Consider the following 21,376-nt stretch of genomic DNA (forward strand, 5'->3'; position numbering starts at 1 on the left):
CATTTGATTGAGGGCTTGATCTTATCTTTATCAGTTAATCATTCCGAATACATGACGAATAGATTTTTTTCGAATTATAGGGCATGCCAAGGTGACCTTATCGTTTTGTGAAAGCTCGAGAGCTAACCCAGCTCATTCATCCGATTCAACGCAAGCTCGAGCACAGCAAACTTTTCCGTGATCTCCAGAAAAATGGGTCTCTCATGTGGCGTTTGATTGGGTGTATGAATGGCAAGCATCAATCGTTCATCCAACGCTCGAAAAACCATGGCATGTCCACCATCATTCCGATAAAGGGCTTGGGATTCGTGACTCCAAGGGCCCAAAACGCTGCCATTTCGTGATTTCACAATACCAAGCGCATATTTATTATCGATAAAGCTAGCCCAAAGCATCAGCAGCTCCCCGTTGGAAGCATGAAACAAATAGGGACCATCCGTCACATAGTTTTCCTGATTTTGATACTTTTCCGCGATAAAAGAGGTCGTCCACGGTGCCTCCGAAGCTCGGAACAGTAAGACAGGAGCACCTACAGCGCTACTCAAATCTTCCGCTAACCTGACTGCGCACATCTCCCCATCGGCGACTTGCTGCCATTCGTGGCAAAAGACCATCCACGGCGCGTCTTCTTTATCAATAAACAACGTGCCGTCAAGTGAGCTCCAATCTTTCGGCGTTACGGGCCCATCGCTATGAGGGACAAAAGGACCTAACAAATGGTCCGCTACCAGCACCGCGGTGCCCAGCAATTGATTGTCTTTGCGTCTAAACGTCGCAAACATATAATAGCGATCTTTGTATGCGTAAACTTCAGGAGCCCAGAAATTCTTTTCCGCATAGAAATCCGCATCTGGCCTGAACGCCGGATAGGGTCCTTCCCAATGCTCTAAATCGTCGCCAACATACACGTCAAAGCCAGTTCCTTTCCCCCAAATATTCTTATCTGTACTGCCAAATAAATAATACTTTCCTTCTTCCGCCACTGGGAGAACGAACGGATCGCGAATCTGTAAATCTTTTTTTGCAACCATCGCCATTTCCTCACTTTCTTTCATTGCTGACTATCCATAAGTTGGTGCAATAACGCCTAAATCAGCTGGTCGCTTTTTCAACTCAAAACCGTTTACCAAATCGATCCGTTCATTTCCTTTCACAGCAACATGCCATTCGCGCCCTTCATACGAGATAACTCCTTCTACCGTTCGAACAGTCATACCGATAAACGACTTCAATTTTCCTTGACGGTCGGTTACGGCTCTTAAGCCATTTGGAAATTGTAGAGTGACCACACCGTCTCGATAAACCACGGATTCAGCCATTGTATTAACCAGCTCAAATGTAACACCATTTATAACCCGACTGTAAGCAGTCCCATTCGCAATCACTTCCCCGTGATCAATTGCATAAGGAAGCAATCCTGTAAACCAAAGTTCATCTTCTGGTCTAGGCATGATACCGCTCAAACGTTCAACATAGTCCAACATACACAAAATCGCCGGTGAATAAGTCTCCGTAAAACCCTCCTCGCCTGTCCATGGACTTAGCGCTTGAGCGAATCGTGTCATTTTATGAAATGCAGCCATTAACGGATATAACACATAGGTGAGTTCTACAAACCTTCCATGATGCTCAAATGCATGCGGTGCACGGATCAAGCTAAGGAAATTGGATGGCCCTGCCCAGCTGTTATAACTGGAAAAAGGGTCAAATCTCGGATCGTCCATAGCGATCGACGTAAATGGATATTTGGCAAAAAACTTTCGCGTATTCAACAAGTATTTGTGCAAAGCTTGATCAAAGAAGGCTCGATCACCCACTTCACATGCGAGCACACGCAGAAGGACATCGGACTGTACACGAACATGCTCATCATTTTTATCCAGATCATAAAAGAACTGATCTGTCTCATCAAAACAAAACTGGAACAAGCTGTTTAAGCTCATTTCCGCCTTTTCCCGCCAAGGCTCGCCACTCTCCTCGAGTTCTTCCGCAATTCTCGCTAGGTAGAGTCGCTGACAGTATACATTGGCCGTTAAATCAGGCGCAACGAATGGCAAGATTGGGGAGTCCGGATTACAAATTCTTGCGTCATTACCATGGGGCGTATCCGGAACATGCCAAAAGCGGGGGGATAAATCATGTCCCGTATCAAATGTGCAAAAGGCTTCCACCCCATTCGTTCCGCGCGTATTGCGATAGGTATGCAGCCAATCATCATACTTCTGCATAGCTGTATACATTTTTCGTAAAAACGTCTTATCCTGCCCATTCAACTGATAATGATTCCATACACTTCTAGCAAGCGGTGTCACTAATTGAATTTGTCTGTAAGAAGGACCCGACTCCGTGAGTTTATAAGGCATTAGACCATCTTCACGTTGATAATCAGCAAACAATTCATAAGTGGATTGCGAAACAGAAGGAATGAAACGCGATAACAATTCAGCGTTAATCGTCCCCGTGCTTTCCAACCAGCACCCTAGATAAATACCACCTTCATGCAATATAGGCTTCTCTCCACCCGTCGGTACGACACAGTCCAATAGTTTACGCAGAGCTTCGTAGTACACACCCTCCAATTTATCGGAAGATGCCGCAAACTTCACTCCCGATTGGTTCCATTCCGCAAGAACGGGGCTATCGGATTCCTTTTTTAAAGTGCCAATCCGCTCCTCCGTATGAATCCCTCGCAGCTTACTCAACAATGCTTCTTTCATATATCCGCCTCTTCTCTCTAGTTAGGAATACGTCCTATGACATCCAATAGAAAAGAAATAGACTGCCATTGGCAGCCTATTTCTCCCGACAAGCGGCTTTCGTTATTTGTTATTGTTGAAAATTTTTACGGTTCCGTTATAGAAATCCTCTACGCCTTTTTTCACATCTTTTTTACCAAAGCCAATTTCTTGCACAGTTGTCTCAATTAGTTTCGTATATTCCGTATTGCCTGGAGGGTTATAACTGATCGCAAACGGCTCTTTATTTGTCGCTGCCGAAACGCGGCTTGTGTAATCATAGATGACCTGCTCAACCGGGTTGGCATTCTTTTTCAGAAGATCCCGCATTTTGGAAGTTACAGGAACACCACGATCATTACCAAGAATTTTCGCCGCGTCCGGATCATTGATCCAATAGTTCATGAGCATCGCAACTTCCTTTGGATGTTTTGTTTTCGCATAACCAGATAACCCTTGACTCGACTCGAAGACAACACCGGTCCCTTTTGGTCCGCGAGGCAGTTGAACAAGTGCCAATTGGTCTGGAATCAGGTTTTGATGAGCGCCCAGTTGATTGGATGCGAGCAAGCTCATAGCCACTTTACCGGTTACAACAAGCGATTTACTTGTATCTGACGGCGGATTGGATACTTGCAAAGCTGGTGTTACAACGCCGCCTGTTTTTGTCATCGTATCCCATAAAGTGAACCACTCTTCCGCATCCTTCTGTTCAAAGCCTAGCTTAGCGTTATCCATATCGTAGAGCTGTTTGCCTCTTTGTTTCATGTAAATATCCATACCGTCAACCGTGAAATTGTATGTCCCGAATACATCCTTACCGAGTTTATCTGTAATCTCTTTGCTTATTCGTCCATAATCTGCCCATGACCAACCATCTTGCGGAACAGGAATGCCTGCTTTTTTGAACAACTCCGTATTAACGACGATACCACGTGCGTTAGCTCCGGCGGAGACGTGAAGCAGCTTTCCTTTGAATGTACCGTATTGGATCATCGATTTGTCCATATCGTTTAAATCAAGCTCTTTCCCCACGAATGGATCCAGTTCAAGCAGCACGTTTTTATTCGCATAATCGACTACGTTCCCTCCGAGGAAAAACGCATCTGGCGCAGTACCGGAAGCCAACTGCGTGTTTAGCTTATCGAAATAACCTGAACTCGGGGCAAATTCACCGACAATTTTGATATTCGGGTTTTTCTCCTCGAACTTACGAAGTGCCTCATTGGTACGATCTGCCCGCTTTTGGTCACCCCACCACATAATTCTTAGCTCTACCGGTTCTGCCTTTGCTACTTCTTTAGCTGTACCTGCAGCTGTTGCGTTTGGAGCGCTGCTGTTTCCCGTGCCTGTCCCTGTAGAACAAGCCGTTGTAACGGCCATCAACATGGCAAGTGTCATTATCGCAAATCGTTTTTTCATATGAAATCTCCCCCTGAACAAATATTAGGAACCGTTTACAACCTGATCGTAATCCATTTTGAAAACCAATAGAATGTCATTTCTTCGGGTGTTGATACGTCATTTTTTCGGGTTATTTCAGTCCGGTAGTCGCAATGCCTTCTAGAAAGTACTTCTGGAAAGTGAGGAATATCGTCATGATCGGAACTAGCGAAAGAACGGACATTGCGAGCAGCGCTCCCCAATCGGATTCTCCCGATGGATCAAATAACGAGCGAATACCGAGCTGAACGGTAAACAGCTTGATATTGTTGAGGTAAATCATTTGCGAGAAAAAGTCGTCCCATGTCCAGATGAACGTGAAAATAGCGGTTGTGATTAAAGCTGGTACAAGAAGCGGCAAAATGATGCGAAAATAAATTTGGCCTTGCCCGCAGCCATCAATGGTTGCGCTTTCGTCCAATTCCTTCGGAATTCCTCGAATGAACTGAACCATGAGTAAGATGAAGAACGAATCATGTGCTAACCATTTCGGTACAATTAGCGGTAAATACGTGTTGATCCATTCAATCTTGTTATAAATAATGTATTGAGGAACCAAAGTGACATGGTACGGAAGCATAATGGTGACCAGCATAAGGCTAAACCAAAACTTTTTGAATCTAAATTCTAGCCGTGCAAACGCATAGGCGGCAAAGGAGCATGTGATAATGTTGCCTAGGACGGAGAGCACCGAGATGTGAGCTGAATTAAGGAAGAAACGACCAAACGTTGTGCCCTGCAGCCCTTTCCAACCATTCATATAATTGTCAAACGTCACTTTCTTAGGCCAAAGACTTGTATCTGAGAAAATCAATTGATTCGGCTTAAAGGAACTGCTAAGCAGCCATAAGACTGGATAGAGCATCAACAAGCCAAAGGCGATAATCAACAGATGCTTCAGCAGTTTGGTGTAATTCGTGTTCAAAATCATCTGGTCATCTCCCTTCATCCTTGCCGTCCCCATAGAATACCCAATACTTCGATGTCACAAATACAATCGCCGTTAGCACACCGATTACAACAAGCATAATCCAAGCAAGCGCTGATGCGTATCCCATATCGAAAAAGGAAAACCCTTTCAAATATAAATACAAGGTATAAAATAAAGTCGAGTTTACCGGTCCTCCACGTCCATCTCCGATGACATAACCGGGTGTAAATACTTGAAACGAATTAATAATGCTCATCACAAGGTTGAAAAAAATAACCGGTGATAACAGTGGAAGTGTAATTTGAAAAAACTGTCGTACTTTCCCTGCTCCATCTACTTGTGACGCTTCATAAAGATCAGCTGGTACCTGCTTAAGTCCTGCCAGAAAGATGACCATGGCCGATCCAAACTGCCATACAGACAAGGTGATGATCGTGGACATGATGTAATCAGGGTGCGCCACCCAAGCTGGGCCCTGAATACCAAACCAACTTAGGAATTGATTGAATAATCCATCCCCATCGAATATTTTCCTCCAAACGATAGCGATCGCAACGCTACCCCCAAGTAGGGATGGGATGTAATAAACCGTCCGATAAACCCCAAGTGCACGAATCCCTTTATTTAGCGCCAGGGCCACTATTAAAGCAAAAATAAGTCTTAGGGGCACTGATAATAGGGCATATTGAAAGGTTATCCCCATTGAGTGATAAAAGGAGTCATCTTCGTTAAAGATTTGCACATAATTATCTAGTCCTAGCCATCTGGGGGCATTCAATAAATTAAACTTCGTAAAGGAAAGATACAGCGACCCCAGCATAGGGCCCAATGTTAAGCAGAAAAAACCAACTAACCAAGGTAATAAAAATAAATAAGCTGTGCGATTTTGCCGCGAAAGGGCGGTTTTACTTAATGATGACATGAGAGCGCCCTCCTCCTTCGTGATCGATAGCGATGAATACTCATCACTTGTAAGATCATCATAAGGATTATAGGTGCTCCTTTGAATGCTATTTCTTCGGCTCTTGATTATCAATTTTTTCAGGTACTGTGAGACGAAGACGATAATCAGATGGCGGCATCCCATACATGCGTTTAAATTTAGAACTGAAGTAACTGGCATTCGAAAAGCCTGTCAGTTCAGCGATATCCCATAAGCTCAGCATCGTTTCTTCAAGCAGCTGTACAGCTTTTGCCATACGCACATCAGTGATGTATTGAATGAACGTTTTTCCGGCTTTGGCTTTGAACATTTCGGAGAAATACGAAGAATTATAATTAAAACGTTCGGCCAGCATAGTCAAATTAATATCGTACATATAGTTATCATGAATGAATTGCTCAGCGGCTTGTATCATGGAAAAATCATCTCCGACAGGATCATTGCCCGAGCTGACAATTTTATGTGCCAGGTTATATAGAAATTGCTGTGCTTTAGCTGCCGTATCGAATCCCCATACTTGCTCGGGACGAATCCACAGTTGTTCGCCGTTATCCAAGGCAATGCGGGCCGTATAGGCGAGCGTGTCCAGCATTAGATACAGCTGAAAAATGAGTTTAACGAATCTGGCTTGTGAAGCTGCGAAAGCTTCATTCAATTCTTTGTGAATCGCCTGTTCGAAAGCAGCAAGCTCGCCACGAGCCAAATAACGCTGCATGACCTTATTCGTTTCCTCTGAGAGTACGGCCTCCGGCGTTGATAGATTGTGCAGGGTTTGTGAATCTTTATTGCCCTTCAAGTTCCACTCCAATAGTGAAGACAGATAACCATCCTTCCACTGATTAAGCCCAATAACCGTCTTGCCAATGCTAATCACTGGCTGGTATCCCAAATGATCGGTCACGGCAATGCGAAGCGTATCGACCAAGTGATCTAGGTTTGTATGGGACGCCACAGCTATAAAATGCATTAATCCTGCATAGTTCGCATCGCGGAAGACTTGAATTTGACCTGGGATGATCTCTGCAACTTCCCTGCAAACCATTTCAAACGGCAGCCGCAGCTTGTCCGGCGAACGTTCTAATCGCCCCTCGCCACCCGTGCGTTCCATGAAACCTGCTGTAAGGAAACAAACACGGCATTCCTCCCAGGTATCCAATTGAAACAACTTGGCCTTCTCCTTAATCGTTGCTTCCCGTGCCAATTCCTCTTTAACTAGGTGAACGATAAAATGCTCTTTCATTTCTTTATAATATTGCGAAAGCCGCCACGCCATCATAACTTGCTGATCGCGCTCGTTTCGCTGCGCATCGAGCTCATAGATAACCTTTAGCATAGCCTCTCTGAGTTCATCTTGCGTGACCGGCTTCAGCAAATAATCCCTCGCCTGATGACGAATAGCTGCCTTGGCATAATGAAAATCTTCATAGCCTGTAATGACGATCAGCCGTAAAGAAGGATAGTGCTCATGGCATGCTTCCAAAAAGGATACCCCATCCATCATAGGCATGTTCATATCTGTAATCACAATGTCAACTGGATGATTCGTCAACCATGCTACAGCCTCGGCCCCGTTTCCCGCCTCTCCTACGATAGACAACCCGAGGCTTTCCCAGTCAACTTTGAGCCTCAGTCCTTGCCGAATTTCGGGTTCATCATCAACGATGAGTACACTATACATCTATCGTTCCTCCTTGCAGCGGCAAAGTAAGTGCTATATAGGTCCCATGCTCCTTTGTGGAAACGATCTCAAAAGCAAACAACGGCCCATAATAAAGTTGGCATCTAGCTAAGACATTGCGTAATCCGATCTGCTGTGATCGGCTGTTCAATATTTGCTCAAACTGCGAGGTTAACGATTCCGTTCTCAGTTGCTGTGCCAGTTCCTCTGGAATCCCGGGACCGTTATCCGTAACGGAAAGGATGAGTCGGTTATGTTCATGTCGTACTCTTATAATCACGTTAGCCTCTGCTTGTTCCCTAAAGCTGTACTTCACGGCATTTTCAATTAAAGGCTGCAAAATGAATTTAGGTATGACGCATTGACGCATATTTTCGTCTTCCTCAATAATAATTTGAAGTCGTTCGGCAAATCGGATTTGCAAGATAGACACATAATGACGTACATATTTCAGTTCTTCTTCCAGCGGTATCAGATCATCGCTGATTCTTAGAGAGAAGCGCATCATTTTCCCAAGAGATTCAATCACTCTCACAGTATCTTGTGTGCGATGCTGCATCGCCAGACTGCTTAGCAGTTCTAACGTGTTAAATAGAAAGTGAGGATTAATTTGCATCAATAACGCTTTATACTCTGCTTGCTGCCTAAGCAGCTTTAGCTCAAATTCCGTCGTAATATGGTGTCTTAACTGACTCACCATGTTCCTGAACGTTGTCGTCACATAGCCGACTTCATTCCGAACTCTTGCCTCGGCCGGAATCCGATTCTCTGCGGCGTGGAAATCGCCCATCTGCACATAACGCATCGCGGAGGCGAGCCGAGAGAGCGGTTTGGAAATCCCATGCGAAAGCCATATCGCAGTAGCAATGGCTGCAACAAGCAATAATGATGCGAAGATCAGGATGCTCGTTCGAAGCTTGTAAAGCTTGCCGTATAGATCAGCTTCAGGCACAATGCCGACCAGCAGCCAATTATTAAGCTTCAGCTTTTTATAGACGAGAATGTCTTTAGTGCCATGCTCATTCTTTAAGTAGACAACCCCATTCTGGAGATGGTTCGCGCGGATTGCCTCCATTTGTTTCGCTGCCTCCGGATGGGAGGAAGCATATTCCTGTTGGCCTAAAACAGAATCTCCCTGCCCATCCAACAGGAATATCGTGCCTTTCTCTCCAAGATGAATCCGACTTAGCGGTTCGAGAAAGAATTCGGATTTTACATTGATTTTCATCATATTTTTGGATTGAGAGGGCTCAAAAGTGCCGATAGGAAGCAATAAACTCAGCACGTCAAATGGTTTCGAGCGTCTTACCTCAACCGGGTCTTGATGAGCGGATACCCATTGGATTCCTCTTGTTTTAAAATGATCATACCACTGCTCACTCTTGAACGATGTATCATTGGTGATCTGATTATCCGAGGAGATCCACATCCCCTCTTGCTGATACACGGTGACCGACGATACAATCGAATAATTGTTCGTCGTCTGTGTCAAAAACTTGCTTAAATTAATGTTCGCGAGCATCTTCTCGCCTGCGGGCAAAGCCGGATCAGAGAGCGCAGTATCCCAACTATTCGTTGTGCTGCTATTAAACACAATCGAGGAAACATCGTAGATTTGCACAAGCGCCATATTGACGAACGACCCATATTCGTCCATCTTTTCATAGGCTGACGACTCGATATAGGAGCGAATAATGGAGCGGGACTCCGTGAAAAAAAGATAGGACATCGTCCCGAACGAAACGAACAACAAAACCACGAAAAAAACGATCAATCGGTTTTTGAGCGAATAGAACATCGTAAACCCCCTCAGTCTGCTCAACCATCGCTAGTTAATTACATCCATATAACGCCTAGCAGCTGGGGTTTGTCAACAAAAAAACACATCCAATGAGGTGTCGGAGTTATTGTTCAAATTGTTTTTGCATAATTCTAGGAAGTAAAGTGAATAATTTCTTTATTATGAAATGTTTCCGATTTGACCTAAGATCATTTCACTTTGAGGGGATTGGAAAATGGAACTAAAACAGGAACCCATCAGTACTTCCGTTTCCCAAAATCTTGAGAAATTATTGCAATATTTTAGTCAAAATGAATATCTAGTTGTCAGAAACATCACCAAAAATGACGGTCAATCGTTAGCGTCTATCATTTACTTAAATATCCTTGTTGATGAAAACATATTGAATCAACAAATCATCCGTAAAATGTCGGAAGATCTTCTTTACTGGAAGGGACAAGTGGATGAGGCGATTACAGGATCGTTATACTCGCTAGGCGCAGTTAGACTATTGCCGAATTTAGATGCGGTCGTGAGCATGGTTACGGATGCTGGCTTCGTTATTTTTATTGAAGGTCGCTCTGAGTCATACGGAATGATGCTGCCCGGATATGAGACACGCGCGATAGACGAACCAAAGCTTGAAGTCAACGTACGTGGGCCACGTGAGGGGTTCACCGAAGATTTGCAAATTAATTTGGGGATGGTTTATAGAAGACTGAAGACATCGGATTTGAAATCGAAATCCTATATCATTGGACGACGAAGTCAAACAAAAGTATCCGTCTTGTATCTCGATAATCAGGTTGATCATACCATATTAGAAAAATTGAAGAGAAAACTCGAAGCGATAGACTTGAATATTCTAGTAGATAGTGCACAAATAGAGGAATGGATTCAGGACAGTACGTTTTCGCCTTTCCCTCAGATTCTAAATACGGAACGCCCCGATCGAATTGTTACCGCCCTGAACAGAGGGAAAATCGTGATCATAACGGATGGGACTCCGATCGCTTTAATTGCCCCCAGCTCATTTTTCGAGATGATGCATCCCAGTGAAGATCTTTACGAAAGATTCTATTTTGCTAATTTTTTGCGCTTAATACGGTTGATCACTCTGTTTACTTCCTTGTTTGGGCCTTCCTTATATATCGCCTTGACTACGTTCCATCTGGAAATGGTCCCTACTCCGCTAATGATGGCCTTCCTTTCTGCCAAAGCGGGGATCCCTTTTCCGAGTTTTATCGAGGCTTTCATCATGGAGGTGGCGTTCGAGGTGCTGCGTGAAGCCAGCTTGCGGCTGCCTCGCGCTGTCGGTCAATCTGTCAGTATCGTAGGTGCTCTCATCATTGGAGAAGCAGCGGTACAATCGGGAATCGTTTCCCGTCCAGTTGTGATCGTAGTTGCCATGACTGGAATTGCATCCTTTACAATTCCATCATTTAGTACAGCCATTGCTTTGCGAATGTTACGGTTTCCTCTTATGCTTCTTGCAGCTTCTACCGGTGTCTTTGGGCTCTCTCTGGGATTGTTCGCAATCCTTTTGCATCTATGTTCCTTACGGTTCTGTGGAGTACCATTCTTAGAACCGGTCGATTCTGAAAGCTTAAAAAATACATTTAAGAAATTTATCCTCCTGCCGGCCCGATATCGAAGTGACTCATCGTATAAGAAGAAATCAGATCGTACGGCAAAGGTGAAGGGGAAATTTATTTTTGGAATTGAAGGCGAGGGGTATGAAGAACGTTAAAAGGTTCCTGGCTATGTGTTCAATCCTTTCATTATTAGTTGGCTGTTCACCTGATATTAAGGAAATCAGCGATATTGATTTAGTTATGGCAACTGGTATTGATTATGACAAGGAAAGTAATAAATATGTATTTACGATCTATTGTATTTTACCCGCAACGACAAGTACGGAGAAAACAGGTAAACCAACGGAGTTGGTGGATAGTGCAGTTGGAGATTCGATAGTGGATGCGGCAAGAAATTTGCGTAACCGTGTAGGTAAATCCTTGGTATGGCAGCATAATAAATTCTTTATTGTAGGTGAAGCTGCAGCACGTCATTCCCTTTATGATGTCGTAGATTTCCTAACAAGAAACCGTCAAATTCGCATAACAGGTCACCTACTTGTTAGTGAGGGAAAAGCGGAGGATTTACTGAAAAGAAAAACCAATATTAGCGAACTGACTTCGAATGTGCTGCTGGGGATCGTCCGAAATGAAAAAGAGTGGGGCAAGAGCTACAGTCTGATGATACATAAAGTGGCCGACCGCTACACTAATCCATACAGGGGCTTTGTTTTAGGCAGAATATTTGCGTCACAAAAATCTAATACTTCTCCATCATCTCTGCTTTTAAATGGCGGAGCTGTTATTAACAAAGGGAAATTCGTTGACTGGCTGGATGGAAATGAAGTGCGGGTTGTCCATTGGTTATCTGAGAAAAGTAAATGGAAAAACTATGAATTTACAGAAACCTTGGATTACAAATCCACGAAAGTGACCTGTTTTCTTCGAATCTCAAAAAGAGAAATTCAAAGCGATTTCATCAAGGGCAAGCCTAAATTAGATGTTCAGTTGAATTTCAAAGCAACCTTGGGTGAAATAAATCAACATCTTGCACTCAGCGATCCGGTTATATTTGCTCAACTGGAACAAGTTACCTCCAAGCATTTGGAGAAAATCATTCATGATTGCTTAACACATTTTCAACAAGATCTGAAAGTAGACCTTCTCGGGATTTCCGACCATTTCATCCAGCATCACCCAAAAGAATGGAAAAAGTTGAAAAATGAATGGGTTCATGTATATCCGACAATGTCCATTCCTGTTCATGTCGATGTCAAAATTGAAAAACTGGGCATGACCCAAATCATAGGTGACCAGTAAATGCTTCTTAATAACGCGCTCCTCTTACTTGCTATTTGTTTAGGGTTCAAGGGATTTATACGGGTATGGAAACAACAAGCTAAAACGGATGCCATTGTCCTTCTGTTGTTTTATCTCGTTATTATCGTTTATTTAAATCCCTTCATGAGTTCTTCCAAACTAACCATAGAGTCCTTAGGCAAGTTTATTTATGGTCCAATCTCCGATTACATGATAAACATTTTAAAAATTCGAATGGAGGATTAATGATGACCGATCCGGAAAAAATCAATCATGGTCAGTTAGGATTTCTCTGTTTTAGTTTCTTGTCCGGATTCTCAACTTTGTTTTTAATCGAAGCGAAGCTGGTCAAGCAGGATGTGTGGATGTCAAATCTTCTGGCTATTGTAATTTCAATAGGGGTCTTATGGCTTTTAACTTTTGTTCAAACGCAGCATCCTCAATTAAGTATGGCGGAGGCGTGCGAAAAATTGTTGGGGAAATGGTTTGCCAAACTCGCACTTGTCATCTATCTTATCTATTTCCTTGAAAATGGTGTGTTGGCTTATCGTGCTATTTCTTGGTTCTATACGACGGCTATCCTTCCAAACACTGCGCCTAACGTCTTAATTATACTCATCGTGTTGGTTAGTTCCTATTCCATTTATTTAGGTTTAGGTACTTTAGTCCGCACGGTTCAATTAATTCTTCCATTTTTCATTGTGTGTATCTGCATCGTTAGTTTGTTTATTCTGCGTGAAGTGGAGATTAATCCTTTCCTACCCATGTTACAAAGCAAACTTTCCGTAATCATTTATGGAGGGGTGCTCTCTTTCGGTTTTCCATTTGGAAAAGCTGTTGTTTTCGGTTTTCTTCTATCAAGGGTGAAAAACACAAAAAAAACATTCGTAAATTTAGCAGCAGCAGTAGTTTTATCAGGCATTTATTTATTAATGGCAAGTTATTTGACGTTCGGTGCGCTTGGCATACATTTAACCAAATTGTCTGCGTTCCCCTTTTTCACAACCATTCAATTAGTTAAGTTCGGAGAATATATGGAAAGGATAGAAATTCTTATCATCGCGATCTGGACCATATTCACTTTATTTGAACTTATTGTGCTTCATTATGTTTTTATACTCGTGATCAAACAAATTTTCAAGATCAAAGAGACGAAACCTTTTATTTTACCAACTGGATTATTGTTCTATGCTTTAGCCCAGATTAGTTATACAAGGATGAGCGATTTAGCCCAATACAACTTTAAAATACTTCCCTTCTCGTCACTCCTCCCAACCGCAATCATCCCTATCCTGTTAGCCATTATAACTTGGGCAAGAAAGCGGCAGCGTACCATGCAAGATCAGGTTAGTCGAATATAGTGCTTAAAAATGAGCCTTCACTAGCGCAAAACTAGCGAAGACTCATCCTTTTAATTAAACCGGTTCATTGAAAATAACGAAATGTCATGCTCACTTCTGCCTGTCGTAATTAACTGGCATAAAATTTCACCGACAACACTGCTGAACTTAAACCCGTGTCCAGAAAATCCAGCAGCAAAGGCGATATGTGGATACTCTGGATGCGTGTCAATAATGAAATTTTCATCGGGAGTGAGGGTGTACGTGCAGGTTTTTCCCTTGCGCAATTCCATATTGGCAAGAGGCATAAACCGGCTTAAAAACATTCGTAAGTCTTCTTCATCCTCCTGCAGTGCCCCAAACTCAGAAATGGCTTCATCCGGATTGATCCGAAGTCCCCCATCATGACGTCCTACCTTAAGACCAGCTCCCCCCATACTGGGAAAACCATAATAATGTCCCAAGGAGGTTTCAAACGTAAACGCCGGAAAGCGTCCCTCACCGAATAAAAAGTCATCCGCTTCAAACCAAGCAAACGTCTTTCTTTTGGTAACAAGCGGTGGATGGATATTCATAAGAGGAAGCAGCTTAGAAGACCAAGCCCCTGCTGTAACGATTAGGGCGTGTCCTTTATAACTTTCATCGGCTGTTTGAATCGTCACCCCGGCTGAATCGATAGATAATTCCTGTACAGATGTATTCGTTACGATGGTAACGTGATGAAGTTCCAACAGTTCCCGATAAGCACGAATACATTCCTCGCTTTTAAGCACACCTGATTCCGATTCGAAGCAGCCCACGTAGCCCTCTGGAAGCGAAATCCCAGGCCATACGGTATGAATGTTACTGGAATCAACTGTTTGTAGCGGAAGAGAATAGGCTTCGGAGCTAGAAACAACTTGTTGTATAAAGGTTGAATCACGAGTGCCTACATTTAGTACCCCGGTTTGGTGGAACAGTTTTCTTCCCGACTCTCGCTCTAGATCGAACCAAAGCTTTTGGGCTCTGAGGGCTAACGGGACATAGCTCGTCCCTTCCCCATAGGCATGCCTGATGATACGGGTATCGCCATGATGTGCCCCGCGATCGTGCGGAGGGTTAAATGAATCCAGCAGCAAAACGTTTTTCCCTGCAAGAGTCAAGTAGTAACCTGCAGCCATCCCCATCGAACCTGCGCCAACAATAATTACGTCATAGTTCATCATTCCATCACTTCCTCCGAAAAAATTCAACTTACAATACGGGCACGAATGACAAATGCTGCAGATTCATTGCCAAAATGGCTTATCCTAACATTCACCTTATCCAATAAAGCTCTCCATGATAATACGCAGAAGTCGCCTTTCTCTAACCAAAGAGACTGATCTTCATTTATATTAAATCTCACTCGGCCCTCGGTACAATAAAAAGCTTCCGTTACTAGTGAAAATTCCACATCATCCGTGTGACATTTGATTTCAAAAGAAGTTCCATCTTTGATAAATAAAGCTTCTAATTCTCCCCGGCATCCCGCCGCTGTGATGAGATTGAAGTCTGTTACCTTCCCCATACTCCGGGTTACCCATCCTCCGCTGAAGCTCTCCTGCTCGTAGGGCTTTAACCCCACCTGTTGTGATCCTTCATATTCTAGAATCACCTCTCCCTCTATGATCATAAGCTTTCTCCAAAAATCAGGAAGGCAGGTAAACAAAGACTGCTCATCTTGAATGCTGGCCGTGCTGATTCTCCATAAAAAATTCCGCTTATTATACTCCGCGTGTTCAGGATATATAGCTAGCTGCGTTGTCGTTCCGCCAGACCAAGCGGCCGTTATTTGCATATGCTTTTTAATGAGTTTGATCGAATAAGACATGTAAGCATCTCCTTGAATGTATGCCATAAACGAATGGAAAAAAGGACCTGGAAATACCAAGTCCCACATAACTAGTCCAAACAATGCCTACTCTTCCTTTGTCATGTCTGCGTACCAAGAAAAATACGAACCTACCGCATCGTTTTTGCGGATCAGTTTCTTTGTTCTATCCTTAACCTCTTCCGCATTGATGTATAAGCGTGCGCACCCCGTATCCATGGCTGCTTGAGCAACGGCAGCAGCCACATTGGAAGCAATCATCGGTTCAAACGGATGCGGAATCACATAATCCCGGTTCAACTTATGCGCTGGAACCAGACCGGCAATGGCGTATACAGCGGCTAGTTTCATTGCCTCATTAATCTCTCTAGCACGCACATCCAGTACGCCGCGAAAAATGCCCGGAAACGCCAACACATTGTTGATTTGGTTGGGAAAATCAGAGCGACCCGTCCCAACGATCGCAGCTCCGGCGGCTTTCGCTTCCTCCGGCATAATTTCCGGTACCGGATTAGCCATTGCAAATATGATGGAATCACGGTTCATGGAGCTGACCATTTCTTTCATAAGAGCCCCTGCTGCAGAAACACCAATGAAAACATCGGCTCCTCTCACTGCATCGGCGAGCTTACCTGTTAGCTTATCTTTATTCGTCATCCGTGCGATTTCCTGCTTGAATGGATTCATGCCTTCTTATCTTTCTTCATGAATAATGCCCTTCGTATCGCATACGATGATATCCTTAGCACCCATATGTACCAAAAGCTTCATGGCCGCTATACCGGCTGCGCCTGCCCCATTAATAACCACACGAATTTGGTCCATCGTTTTGTCGACTAACTGGAGAGCATTGATTAATCCTGCCGCAATGACAATAGCCGTACCATGCTGATCATCATGGAAAACAGGAATGGCACATTCCTTTTTCAACCTCTCTTCAATTTCAAAACAATCCGGGGCTGCGATGTCTTCAAAATTAATTCCGCCGAACGAAGGTGAAAGCTGCTTGACCGTCTCAATCACTTTCTCTTTATCCATGGTATCTAAACAGATCGGAATCGCATCGACACCGGCAAATACCTTGAAAAGCAAAGCCTTTCCCTCCATCACAGGCATAGCCGCATGCGGACCGATATTTCCTAAACCGAGCACAGCCGTTCCATTGGTAACGACGGCAACCAGGTTTCCTTTCATCGTATAATCGTATACTTTATCTTTTTCAATAAAAATCTCTTTACAAGGCTCTGCAACTCCCGGGGAGTAGGCAAGGCTCAAATCACGGACAGTGCCTACCGGAACCTTGGCAAGAACCTCCAGCTTTCCGGTATACTTTTTATGCATGTGAAGAGCATCTTCACGTAAATTGTTCATGATTCATCACCTTCCAAGGCATTTTGATCCGAGCATAGATTAGATCCACCCACGCCATTTTATCGCTTCGACCATTCGCTTTAAACCAACGATATAGGCCGCCAATCTCATGTCTACTTGCTTTTGCAAGGATAACTGATAGACGTTATAAAACGATTTTTTCAATATTTGTTGAAGCTTTTCATTCACTTCTTCTTCATTCCAATAATATCCTTGATTGTTTTGGACCCATTCAAAGTAAGAAACGATCACCCCGCCCGAGCTGGCAAGCACGTCTGGAACGATCAAAACGCCTTTATCCGTCAAAATTTCAGTCGCCTTCAAGGTCGTCGGTCCGTTGGCCGCTTCCACCAAAATCTTTGCCTTAATGTCGGGCGCATTCTCTTCTGTGATCTGGTTTTCAATCGCTGCCGGTACTAAGATATCACAGTCTTGGATTAACAGCTCTTGGTTCGAGATGGCATTCGGGAACAAATTCGTCACCGTTCCGAAAGAATCACGTCGATCTAATAAATACTGCACGTCCAAGCCTTCAGGATCGTAAAGAGCCCCTTGAGCATCCGAAATGCCTACCACTTTGGCTCCAGCCTCGTGAAGGAACTGAGCAAGAAAGCTGCCTGCATTGCCAAAGCCTTGGATAATGACTCGCGCGCCCTCAATCGGAATCCCTGCGACATGAGCTGCTTCTCTAAGCAAAAGCACCACGCCCATGGCGGTAGACGATTCTCTTCCAATCGATCCGCCCAAGACGAGCGGCTTGCCGGTAATAAAACCTGGCGAATCGAATTCCCGGATCCGGCTGTATTCATCCATCATCCACGCCATGATTTGTGAATTCGTGAACACGTCCGGCGCTGGAATATCCTTGGTCGGCCCGACAAGCTGGCTGATTGCCCGTACGTAACCACGGCTTAACCGTTCCAGCTCGCCGAAGGACAGCGTACGCGGGTCGCACTGGATCCCGCCTTTGCCTCCGCCATAAGGCAGATCGGCAATGCCGCATTTAATGGTCATCCACATGGAAAGAGCCTTTACTTCATCTTCGGTGACCCCGGGATGGAAGCGAATCCCGCCCTTGGTCGGTCCGACCGCATCATTATGCTGCGCACGGTACCCTGTGAATACCTTCACGGACCCGTCGTCCATTTTCACAGGAATGCGTACGGTTAGCAATCGAAGCGGTTCCTTTAGCAATTCGTATAAGGATTCCGCGCATCCCATTTTATCGAGAGCAGCTTGGATAACAAACTGCGTTCTGCTCAAAACATTCAAGCTTTCCGCTTGCATAGGCTTCTCTTTTACTTCCGTCGGAGCTTCCATGATGATCCCCCTCGAGTCTTCGTACAGACTGTAACCATTTAATGAATCCGTTTTCCGTCTGAGACTACCATTTTTCCTTGCTTGAATACGGAATGAACATGGTTGATCCCAAAGTGATAAGGCAGATAGGCTAAGTTATCAGCGTTGAAAATAACCAGATCTGCCTGTTTGCCCGCTTCCAAACTGCCTATTATATCCGCTTTTCCGATCGCGTGTGCCGCATTGATGGTCACAGCCGTAAGAACTTCCTCCGGTGTCATCCCTAAATTCAGGCAGGCCAGCGTCATAACGAGCTGCATAGATTCCGTTGGCGAACTTCCCGGATTATAATCCGTGGATAAAGCTACGGGGAGTCCTATTTCAATCATCCTACGCGCACGGGCGTGATGCTTCAGCCTTAAATTAAAAGAAGTAGCCGGCAAACAGACGGCAATGACGCCAGCCAGCTGCATCGCTTCCAATCCTTCATCTGATGCTGCAATCAAATGTTCGGCAGAGATGCAGCCCAGTTTGCCGGCAAGCTGCGCGCCGCCCATCGGCTCAATTTCGTCCGCATGGATCTTCAAGCCGAAGCCCATCGCTTTTGCGGCCAGCAGGATTTGCTCCGATTCTTCCACGGAAAATACGCCATGCTCGCAAAACACATCGCAAAATTCAGCAAGTCCCTGACGTTTCACTTCGGGGAGCATTTCTTCAATGATAAGCTGAACGAATTCTTGAGAGCGCCCCTTATATTCTTCTGGCACCATATGAGCACCCATGAATGTAGACACCAAATCAACTGGATGTTCCTGATTGAGTTTGCGAGTAACCCTGAGCTGCTTAAGCTCATCCTCCAGAGTTAGACCATATCCGCTCTTAGCTTCTGCTGTGGTAACCCCATAAGAAAGCATCGTATCCAAGCTTTTTTTTAGCCTTTACGTACAACTCTTCTTCCGAAGCCTGACGGGTTGAACGAACTGTGCTGAGAATACCGCCGCCTTGAGCTAAAATTTCTAAATAGGAAGCGCCTTGCAGCTTTAAGGCTAGTTCATTCTCGCGAGAGCCGCCATGTACCAAATGGGTATGAGGATCAATAAGTCCAGGGGTAACAAGCCTACCCTCCGCATCGTGCTTATGTGTTACCGGCATTTCACCGATTTGAGCCAAAACTTCTTCTTCCGACCCCGCTGCAACAATGATACCGTCTCTGATTGCCACAGCTCCCATTCGAGCTGCCGCGACCTCAGACATTTCACCGCCTCTGCGCGCTTCCAGAGTTCCTTGCATCGTAATTAGCGTACCAATGTTATGGATCAGCAGGTCAATTCGATTGTTGTCCATCGTTTCTCCCCCTCGAAATACAGCAAGCCCGTTCGGGCTTGCTGCGAGTTATCAGTCATTCTTTTATATATTCAGAAACAATTAGATGCCCATCATCGGTACGCGAACGCCGCGTTCCTTCGCCGTTTCAATGGCAATGTCATACCCGGCATCAGCGTGACGGATGACGCCCATGCCAGGGTCCGTGTTCAAGACGCGGGCTAATCTTTCGTCCGCTTCTTTGGAACCGTCCGCAACTACAACCATACCTGCGTGCAGGGAGTAGCCCATGCCTACGCCGCCGCCATGATGGACGGAAACCCAGCTCGCGCCGGATGCCGTATTCACAAGGGCGTTCAAGATGGCCCAGTCGCCAACAACATCGCTGCCGTCCTTCATGGACTCGGTCTCACGGTTAGGCGAAGCCACGGAACCGCAATCCAGGTGATCACGTCCGATAACGATCGGCGCGGATAATTCTCCATTGCGCACCATTTCGTTAATAGCCAGCCCCATCTTAGCCCGTTCCCCGTACCCCAACCAGCAAATACGAGCAGGCAAACCTTGGAACGCGACTTTTTCTCTTGCCAATTCGATCCATTTACGCAGATGCGCATTTTCTGGGAACAGTTTCAAGGCAAGTTCATCGGTTTTATAGATATCCTCCGGATTACCGGACAATGCCGCCCAACGGAACGGTCCTTTCCCTTCGCAGAAGAGCGGACGAATGTAAGCCGGAACAAATCCAGGGAAGTTAAAGGCATCCTTAACTCCTTCATCAAGAGCCACTTGGCGGATGTTGTTGCCGTAATCAAATACGGTTGACCCCAATTTTTGAAGATCAAGCATCGCCTGAACATGGGCAGCCATCGATTTCTTGGATAGCTTCACATACTGCTTCGGATCGTTTTTACGCAAGTCAGCCGCGGCTTCCAATGAATAACCGACCGGCACATAGCCGTTAAGCGGATCGTGGGCCGAGGTTTGATCGGTTACGAAATCAGGTACAATTCCCCGTTTCACAAATTCTGCGAAAACCTCTGCAGCGTTTCCTACTAGCCCAATAGCGAGCGCTTTCCCCTCAGCTTTCGCATCGTTCGCAAGCTTCAGCGCGTCATCCAGATTGTAAACCATGACATCACAATAACGAGTGTCGATTCTGCGTTGAATACGGGTCGGATCTACGTCTACACCGATGACCACGCCATCGTTCATTGTTACAGCCAGAGGTTGAGCGCCGCCCATACCGCCAAGTCCTGCCGTTAATGTCAGGGTACCTCTTAAAGTACCTCCCGAATGCTGCCTAGCTGCCTCAGCGAAAGTCTCATAGGTTCCTTGCAAAATGCCTTGCGTACCGATATAAATCCAGCTGCCAGCCGTCATTTGGCCGTACATCATAAGACCCTGTTTATCGAGTTCATGGAACGTCTCCCAGTTGGCATAGGCCGGAACAATGACCGAGTTGGAGATGAGAACCCGCGGCGCATGCGCATGCGTTCTGAATACGCCAACCGGTTTCCCGGATTGTACAAGCAGCGTTTCATCCGCTTCCAGGTTCGTTAGACATTCTACGATCTTGTCATAAGACTCCCAGTTCCGCGCAGCCTTGCCGATTCCGCCATAGACGACGAGATCTTCCGGACGTTCGGCTACGTCAGGGTCCAGATTGTTCATCAACATACGCAGGACAGCTTCCTGCTGCCAACCTTTTGCCGTTAGCTTCGTTCCGTGTGCTGCTCGAATCGTACGTTTGACTGTTTGTTCCATGAATAGTCACTCCTCTATGT

At 45.1% G+C, this 21,376-nt stretch carries 14 protein-coding genes and 2 pseudogenes; 3 read left to right on the forward strand and 13 right to left on the reverse strand.

What is annotated here, in order from left to right; translation table 11 throughout:
- Window positions 1-122: 122 nt before the first annotated feature.
- From QFZ81_RS22985 to QFZ81_RS23015, 7 genes are all read right to left on the reverse strand, one after another.
- Window positions 123-1,055 (reverse strand): glycoside hydrolase family 43 protein, encoded by a 933-nt coding sequence (locus tag QFZ81_RS22985; protein WP_373463703.1) that lies wholly within the window; start codon window positions 1,053-1,055, stop codon window positions 123-125.
- Window positions 1,056-1,061: 6 nt separating this feature from the next.
- Window positions 1,062-2,717, reverse strand: coding sequence for an MGH1-like glycoside hydrolase domain-containing protein (locus QFZ81_RS22990; RefSeq protein ID WP_307604907.1), 1,656 nt, complete (start codon window positions 2,715-2,717; stop codon window positions 1,062-1,064).
- A gap of 102 nt (window positions 2,718-2,819) precedes the next feature.
- Entirely contained in the window at window positions 2,820-4,157 is a 1,338-nt protein-coding gene (locus tag QFZ81_RS22995; protein WP_307604909.1) for an ABC transporter substrate-binding protein, read from the reverse strand.
- A gap of 112 nt (window positions 4,158-4,269) precedes the next feature.
- Window positions 4,270-5,127 carry a carbohydrate ABC transporter permease gene (locus QFZ81_RS23000; protein ID WP_307441149.1) on the reverse strand — a complete coding sequence of 286 codons (858 nt, stop codon included), beginning with the start codon at window positions 5,125-5,127 and terminating at the stop codon, window positions 4,270-4,272.
- Window positions 5,114-6,031 carry a carbohydrate ABC transporter permease gene (locus QFZ81_RS23005; RefSeq protein ID WP_307441147.1) on the reverse strand — a complete coding sequence of 306 codons (918 nt, stop codon included), beginning with the start codon at window positions 6,029-6,031 and terminating at the stop codon, window positions 5,114-5,116. The genes QFZ81_RS23000 and QFZ81_RS23005 overlap by 14 nt, the downstream gene beginning before the upstream one ends.
- Window positions 6,032-6,119: 88 nt before the next feature.
- A complete protein-coding gene (locus QFZ81_RS23010; RefSeq protein WP_307441145.1) occupies window positions 6,120-7,730 on the reverse strand; it encodes a response regulator in 1,611 nt (536 codons plus the stop codon).
- Window positions 7,723-9,528, reverse strand: coding sequence for a sensor histidine kinase (locus QFZ81_RS23015; RefSeq protein WP_307604911.1), 1,806 nt, complete (start codon window positions 9,526-9,528; stop codon window positions 7,723-7,725). Before QFZ81_RS23015 ends, QFZ81_RS23010 begins: the two co-directional genes overlap by 8 nt.
- Window positions 9,529-9,745: 217 nt before the next feature.
- On the opposite strand from QFZ81_RS23015, the gene QFZ81_RS23020 reads away from it, so the two are divergent.
- The 3 genes from QFZ81_RS23020 to QFZ81_RS23030 all read left to right on the forward strand — a co-directional run bounded on the left by QFZ81_RS23020 (window position 9,746) and on the right by QFZ81_RS23030 (window position 13,765).
- The gene (locus QFZ81_RS23020) at window positions 9,746-11,260 is read left to right on the forward strand and encodes a spore germination protein (protein ID WP_307441143.1); all 1,515 of its coding nucleotides are present in this window, start codon (window positions 9,746-9,748) and stop codon (window positions 11,258-11,260) included.
- On the forward strand, window positions 11,247-12,404 hold the full coding sequence (locus tag QFZ81_RS23025) for a Ger(x)C family spore germination protein (RefSeq protein ID WP_307441142.1): 1,158 nt from the start codon (window positions 11,247-11,249) through the stop codon (window positions 12,402-12,404). Before QFZ81_RS23020 ends, QFZ81_RS23025 begins: the two co-directional genes overlap by 14 nt.
- Window positions 12,405-12,649: 245 nt before the next feature.
- Window positions 12,650-13,765, forward strand: coding sequence for a GerAB/ArcD/ProY family transporter (locus tag QFZ81_RS23030; RefSeq protein ID WP_307441140.1), 1,116 nt, complete (start codon window positions 12,650-12,652; stop codon window positions 13,763-13,765).
- A gap of 50 nt (window positions 13,766-13,815) precedes the next feature.
- On the opposite strand, the gene solA is transcribed toward QFZ81_RS23030, so the two are convergent.
- The 6 genes and pseudogenes from solA to hutU form a co-directional block, all read right to left on the reverse strand.
- Window positions 13,816-14,949, reverse strand: coding sequence for an N-methyl-L-tryptophan oxidase (gene solA / locus QFZ81_RS23035; protein WP_307441139.1), 1,134 nt, complete (start codon window positions 14,947-14,949; stop codon window positions 13,816-13,818).
- Window positions 14,950-14,972: 23 nt separating this feature from the next.
- Complete coding sequence (locus QFZ81_RS23040) at window positions 14,973-15,596, reverse strand: HutD/Ves family protein (RefSeq protein ID WP_307441138.1); 624 nt, start codon at window positions 15,594-15,596, stop codon at window positions 14,973-14,975.
- 87 nt (window positions 15,597-15,683) lie between these two features.
- A pseudogene (locus tag QFZ81_RS23045) lies at window positions 15,684-16,967 on the reverse strand (NAD(P)-dependent malic enzyme).
- A gap of 39 nt (window positions 16,968-17,006) precedes the next feature.
- Window positions 17,007-18,287, reverse strand: coding sequence for a Glu/Leu/Phe/Val family dehydrogenase (locus tag QFZ81_RS23050; protein WP_307441135.1), 1,281 nt, complete (start codon window positions 18,285-18,287; stop codon window positions 17,007-17,009).
- Window positions 18,288-18,325: 38 nt separating this feature from the next.
- Window positions 18,326-19,610 (reverse strand): annotated as a pseudogene (gene hutI, locus QFZ81_RS23055) (imidazolonepropionase).
- A gap of 81 nt (window positions 19,611-19,691) precedes the next feature.
- Window positions 19,692-21,356 carry a urocanate hydratase gene (gene hutU / locus QFZ81_RS23060; RefSeq protein ID WP_307441132.1) on the reverse strand — a complete coding sequence of 555 codons (1,665 nt, stop codon included), beginning with the start codon at window positions 21,354-21,356 and terminating at the stop codon, window positions 19,692-19,694.
- Window positions 21,357-21,376: the final 20 nt, after the last annotated feature.

The sequence above is a fragment of the Paenibacillus sp. V4I9 genome, from assembly GCF_030817295.1.
GTDB lineage: Bacteria > Bacillota > Bacilli > Paenibacillales > NBRC-103111 > Paenibacillus_E.

What these genes read in the sequence shown, in the direction of transcription:
- QFZ81_RS23010 (WP_307441145.1), bottom strand. Translation starts at nt 7,730, where the DNA reads ATGTATAGTGTACTCATCGTTGATGATGAACCCGAAATTCGGCAAGGA.
- QFZ81_RS23050 (WP_307441135.1), bottom strand. Translation starts at nt 18,287, where the DNA reads ATGGAAGCTCCGACGGAAGTAAAAGAGAAGCCTATGCAAGCGGAAAGC.
- solA (WP_307441139.1), bottom strand. Translation starts at nt 14,949, where the DNA reads ATGATGAACTATGACGTAATTATTGTTGGCGCAGGTTCGATGGGGATG.
- QFZ81_RS23020 (WP_307441143.1), top strand. Translation starts at nt 9,746, where the DNA reads ATGGAACTAAAACAGGAACCCATCAGTACTTCCGTTTCCCAAAATCTT.
- QFZ81_RS22995 (WP_307604909.1), bottom strand. Translation starts at nt 4,157, where the DNA reads ATGAAAAAACGATTTGCGATAATGACACTTGCCATGTTGATGGCCGTT.
- QFZ81_RS23005 (WP_307441147.1), bottom strand. Translation starts at nt 6,031, where the DNA reads ATGTCATCATTAAGTAAAACCGCCCTTTCGCGGCAAAATCGCACAGCT.
- QFZ81_RS23040 (WP_307441138.1), bottom strand. Translation starts at nt 15,596, where the DNA reads ATGTCTTATTCGATCAAACTCATTAAAAAGCATATGCAAATAACGGCC.
- QFZ81_RS23030 (WP_307441140.1), top strand. Translation starts at nt 12,650, where the DNA reads ATGATGACCGATCCGGAAAAAATCAATCATGGTCAGTTAGGATTTCTC.
- QFZ81_RS23000 (WP_307441149.1), bottom strand. Translation starts at nt 5,127, where the DNA reads ATGAAGGGAGATGACCAGATGATTTTGAACACGAATTACACCAAACTG.
- hutU (WP_307441132.1), bottom strand. Translation starts at nt 21,356, where the DNA reads ATGGAACAAACAGTCAAACGTACGATTCGAGCAGCACACGGAACGAAG.
- QFZ81_RS22985 (WP_373463703.1), bottom strand. Translation starts at nt 1,055, where the DNA reads ATGAAAGAAAGTGAGGAAATGGCGATGGTTGCAAAAAAAGATTTACAG.
- QFZ81_RS23015 (WP_307604911.1), bottom strand. Translation starts at nt 9,528, where the DNA reads ATGTTCTATTCGCTCAAAAACCGATTGATCGTTTTTTTCGTGGTTTTG.
- QFZ81_RS22990 (WP_307604907.1), bottom strand. Translation starts at nt 2,717, where the DNA reads ATGAAAGAAGCATTGTTGAGTAAGCTGCGAGGGATTCATACGGAGGAG.
- QFZ81_RS23025 (WP_307441142.1), top strand. Translation starts at nt 11,247, where the DNA reads ATGAAGAACGTTAAAAGGTTCCTGGCTATGTGTTCAATCCTTTCATTA.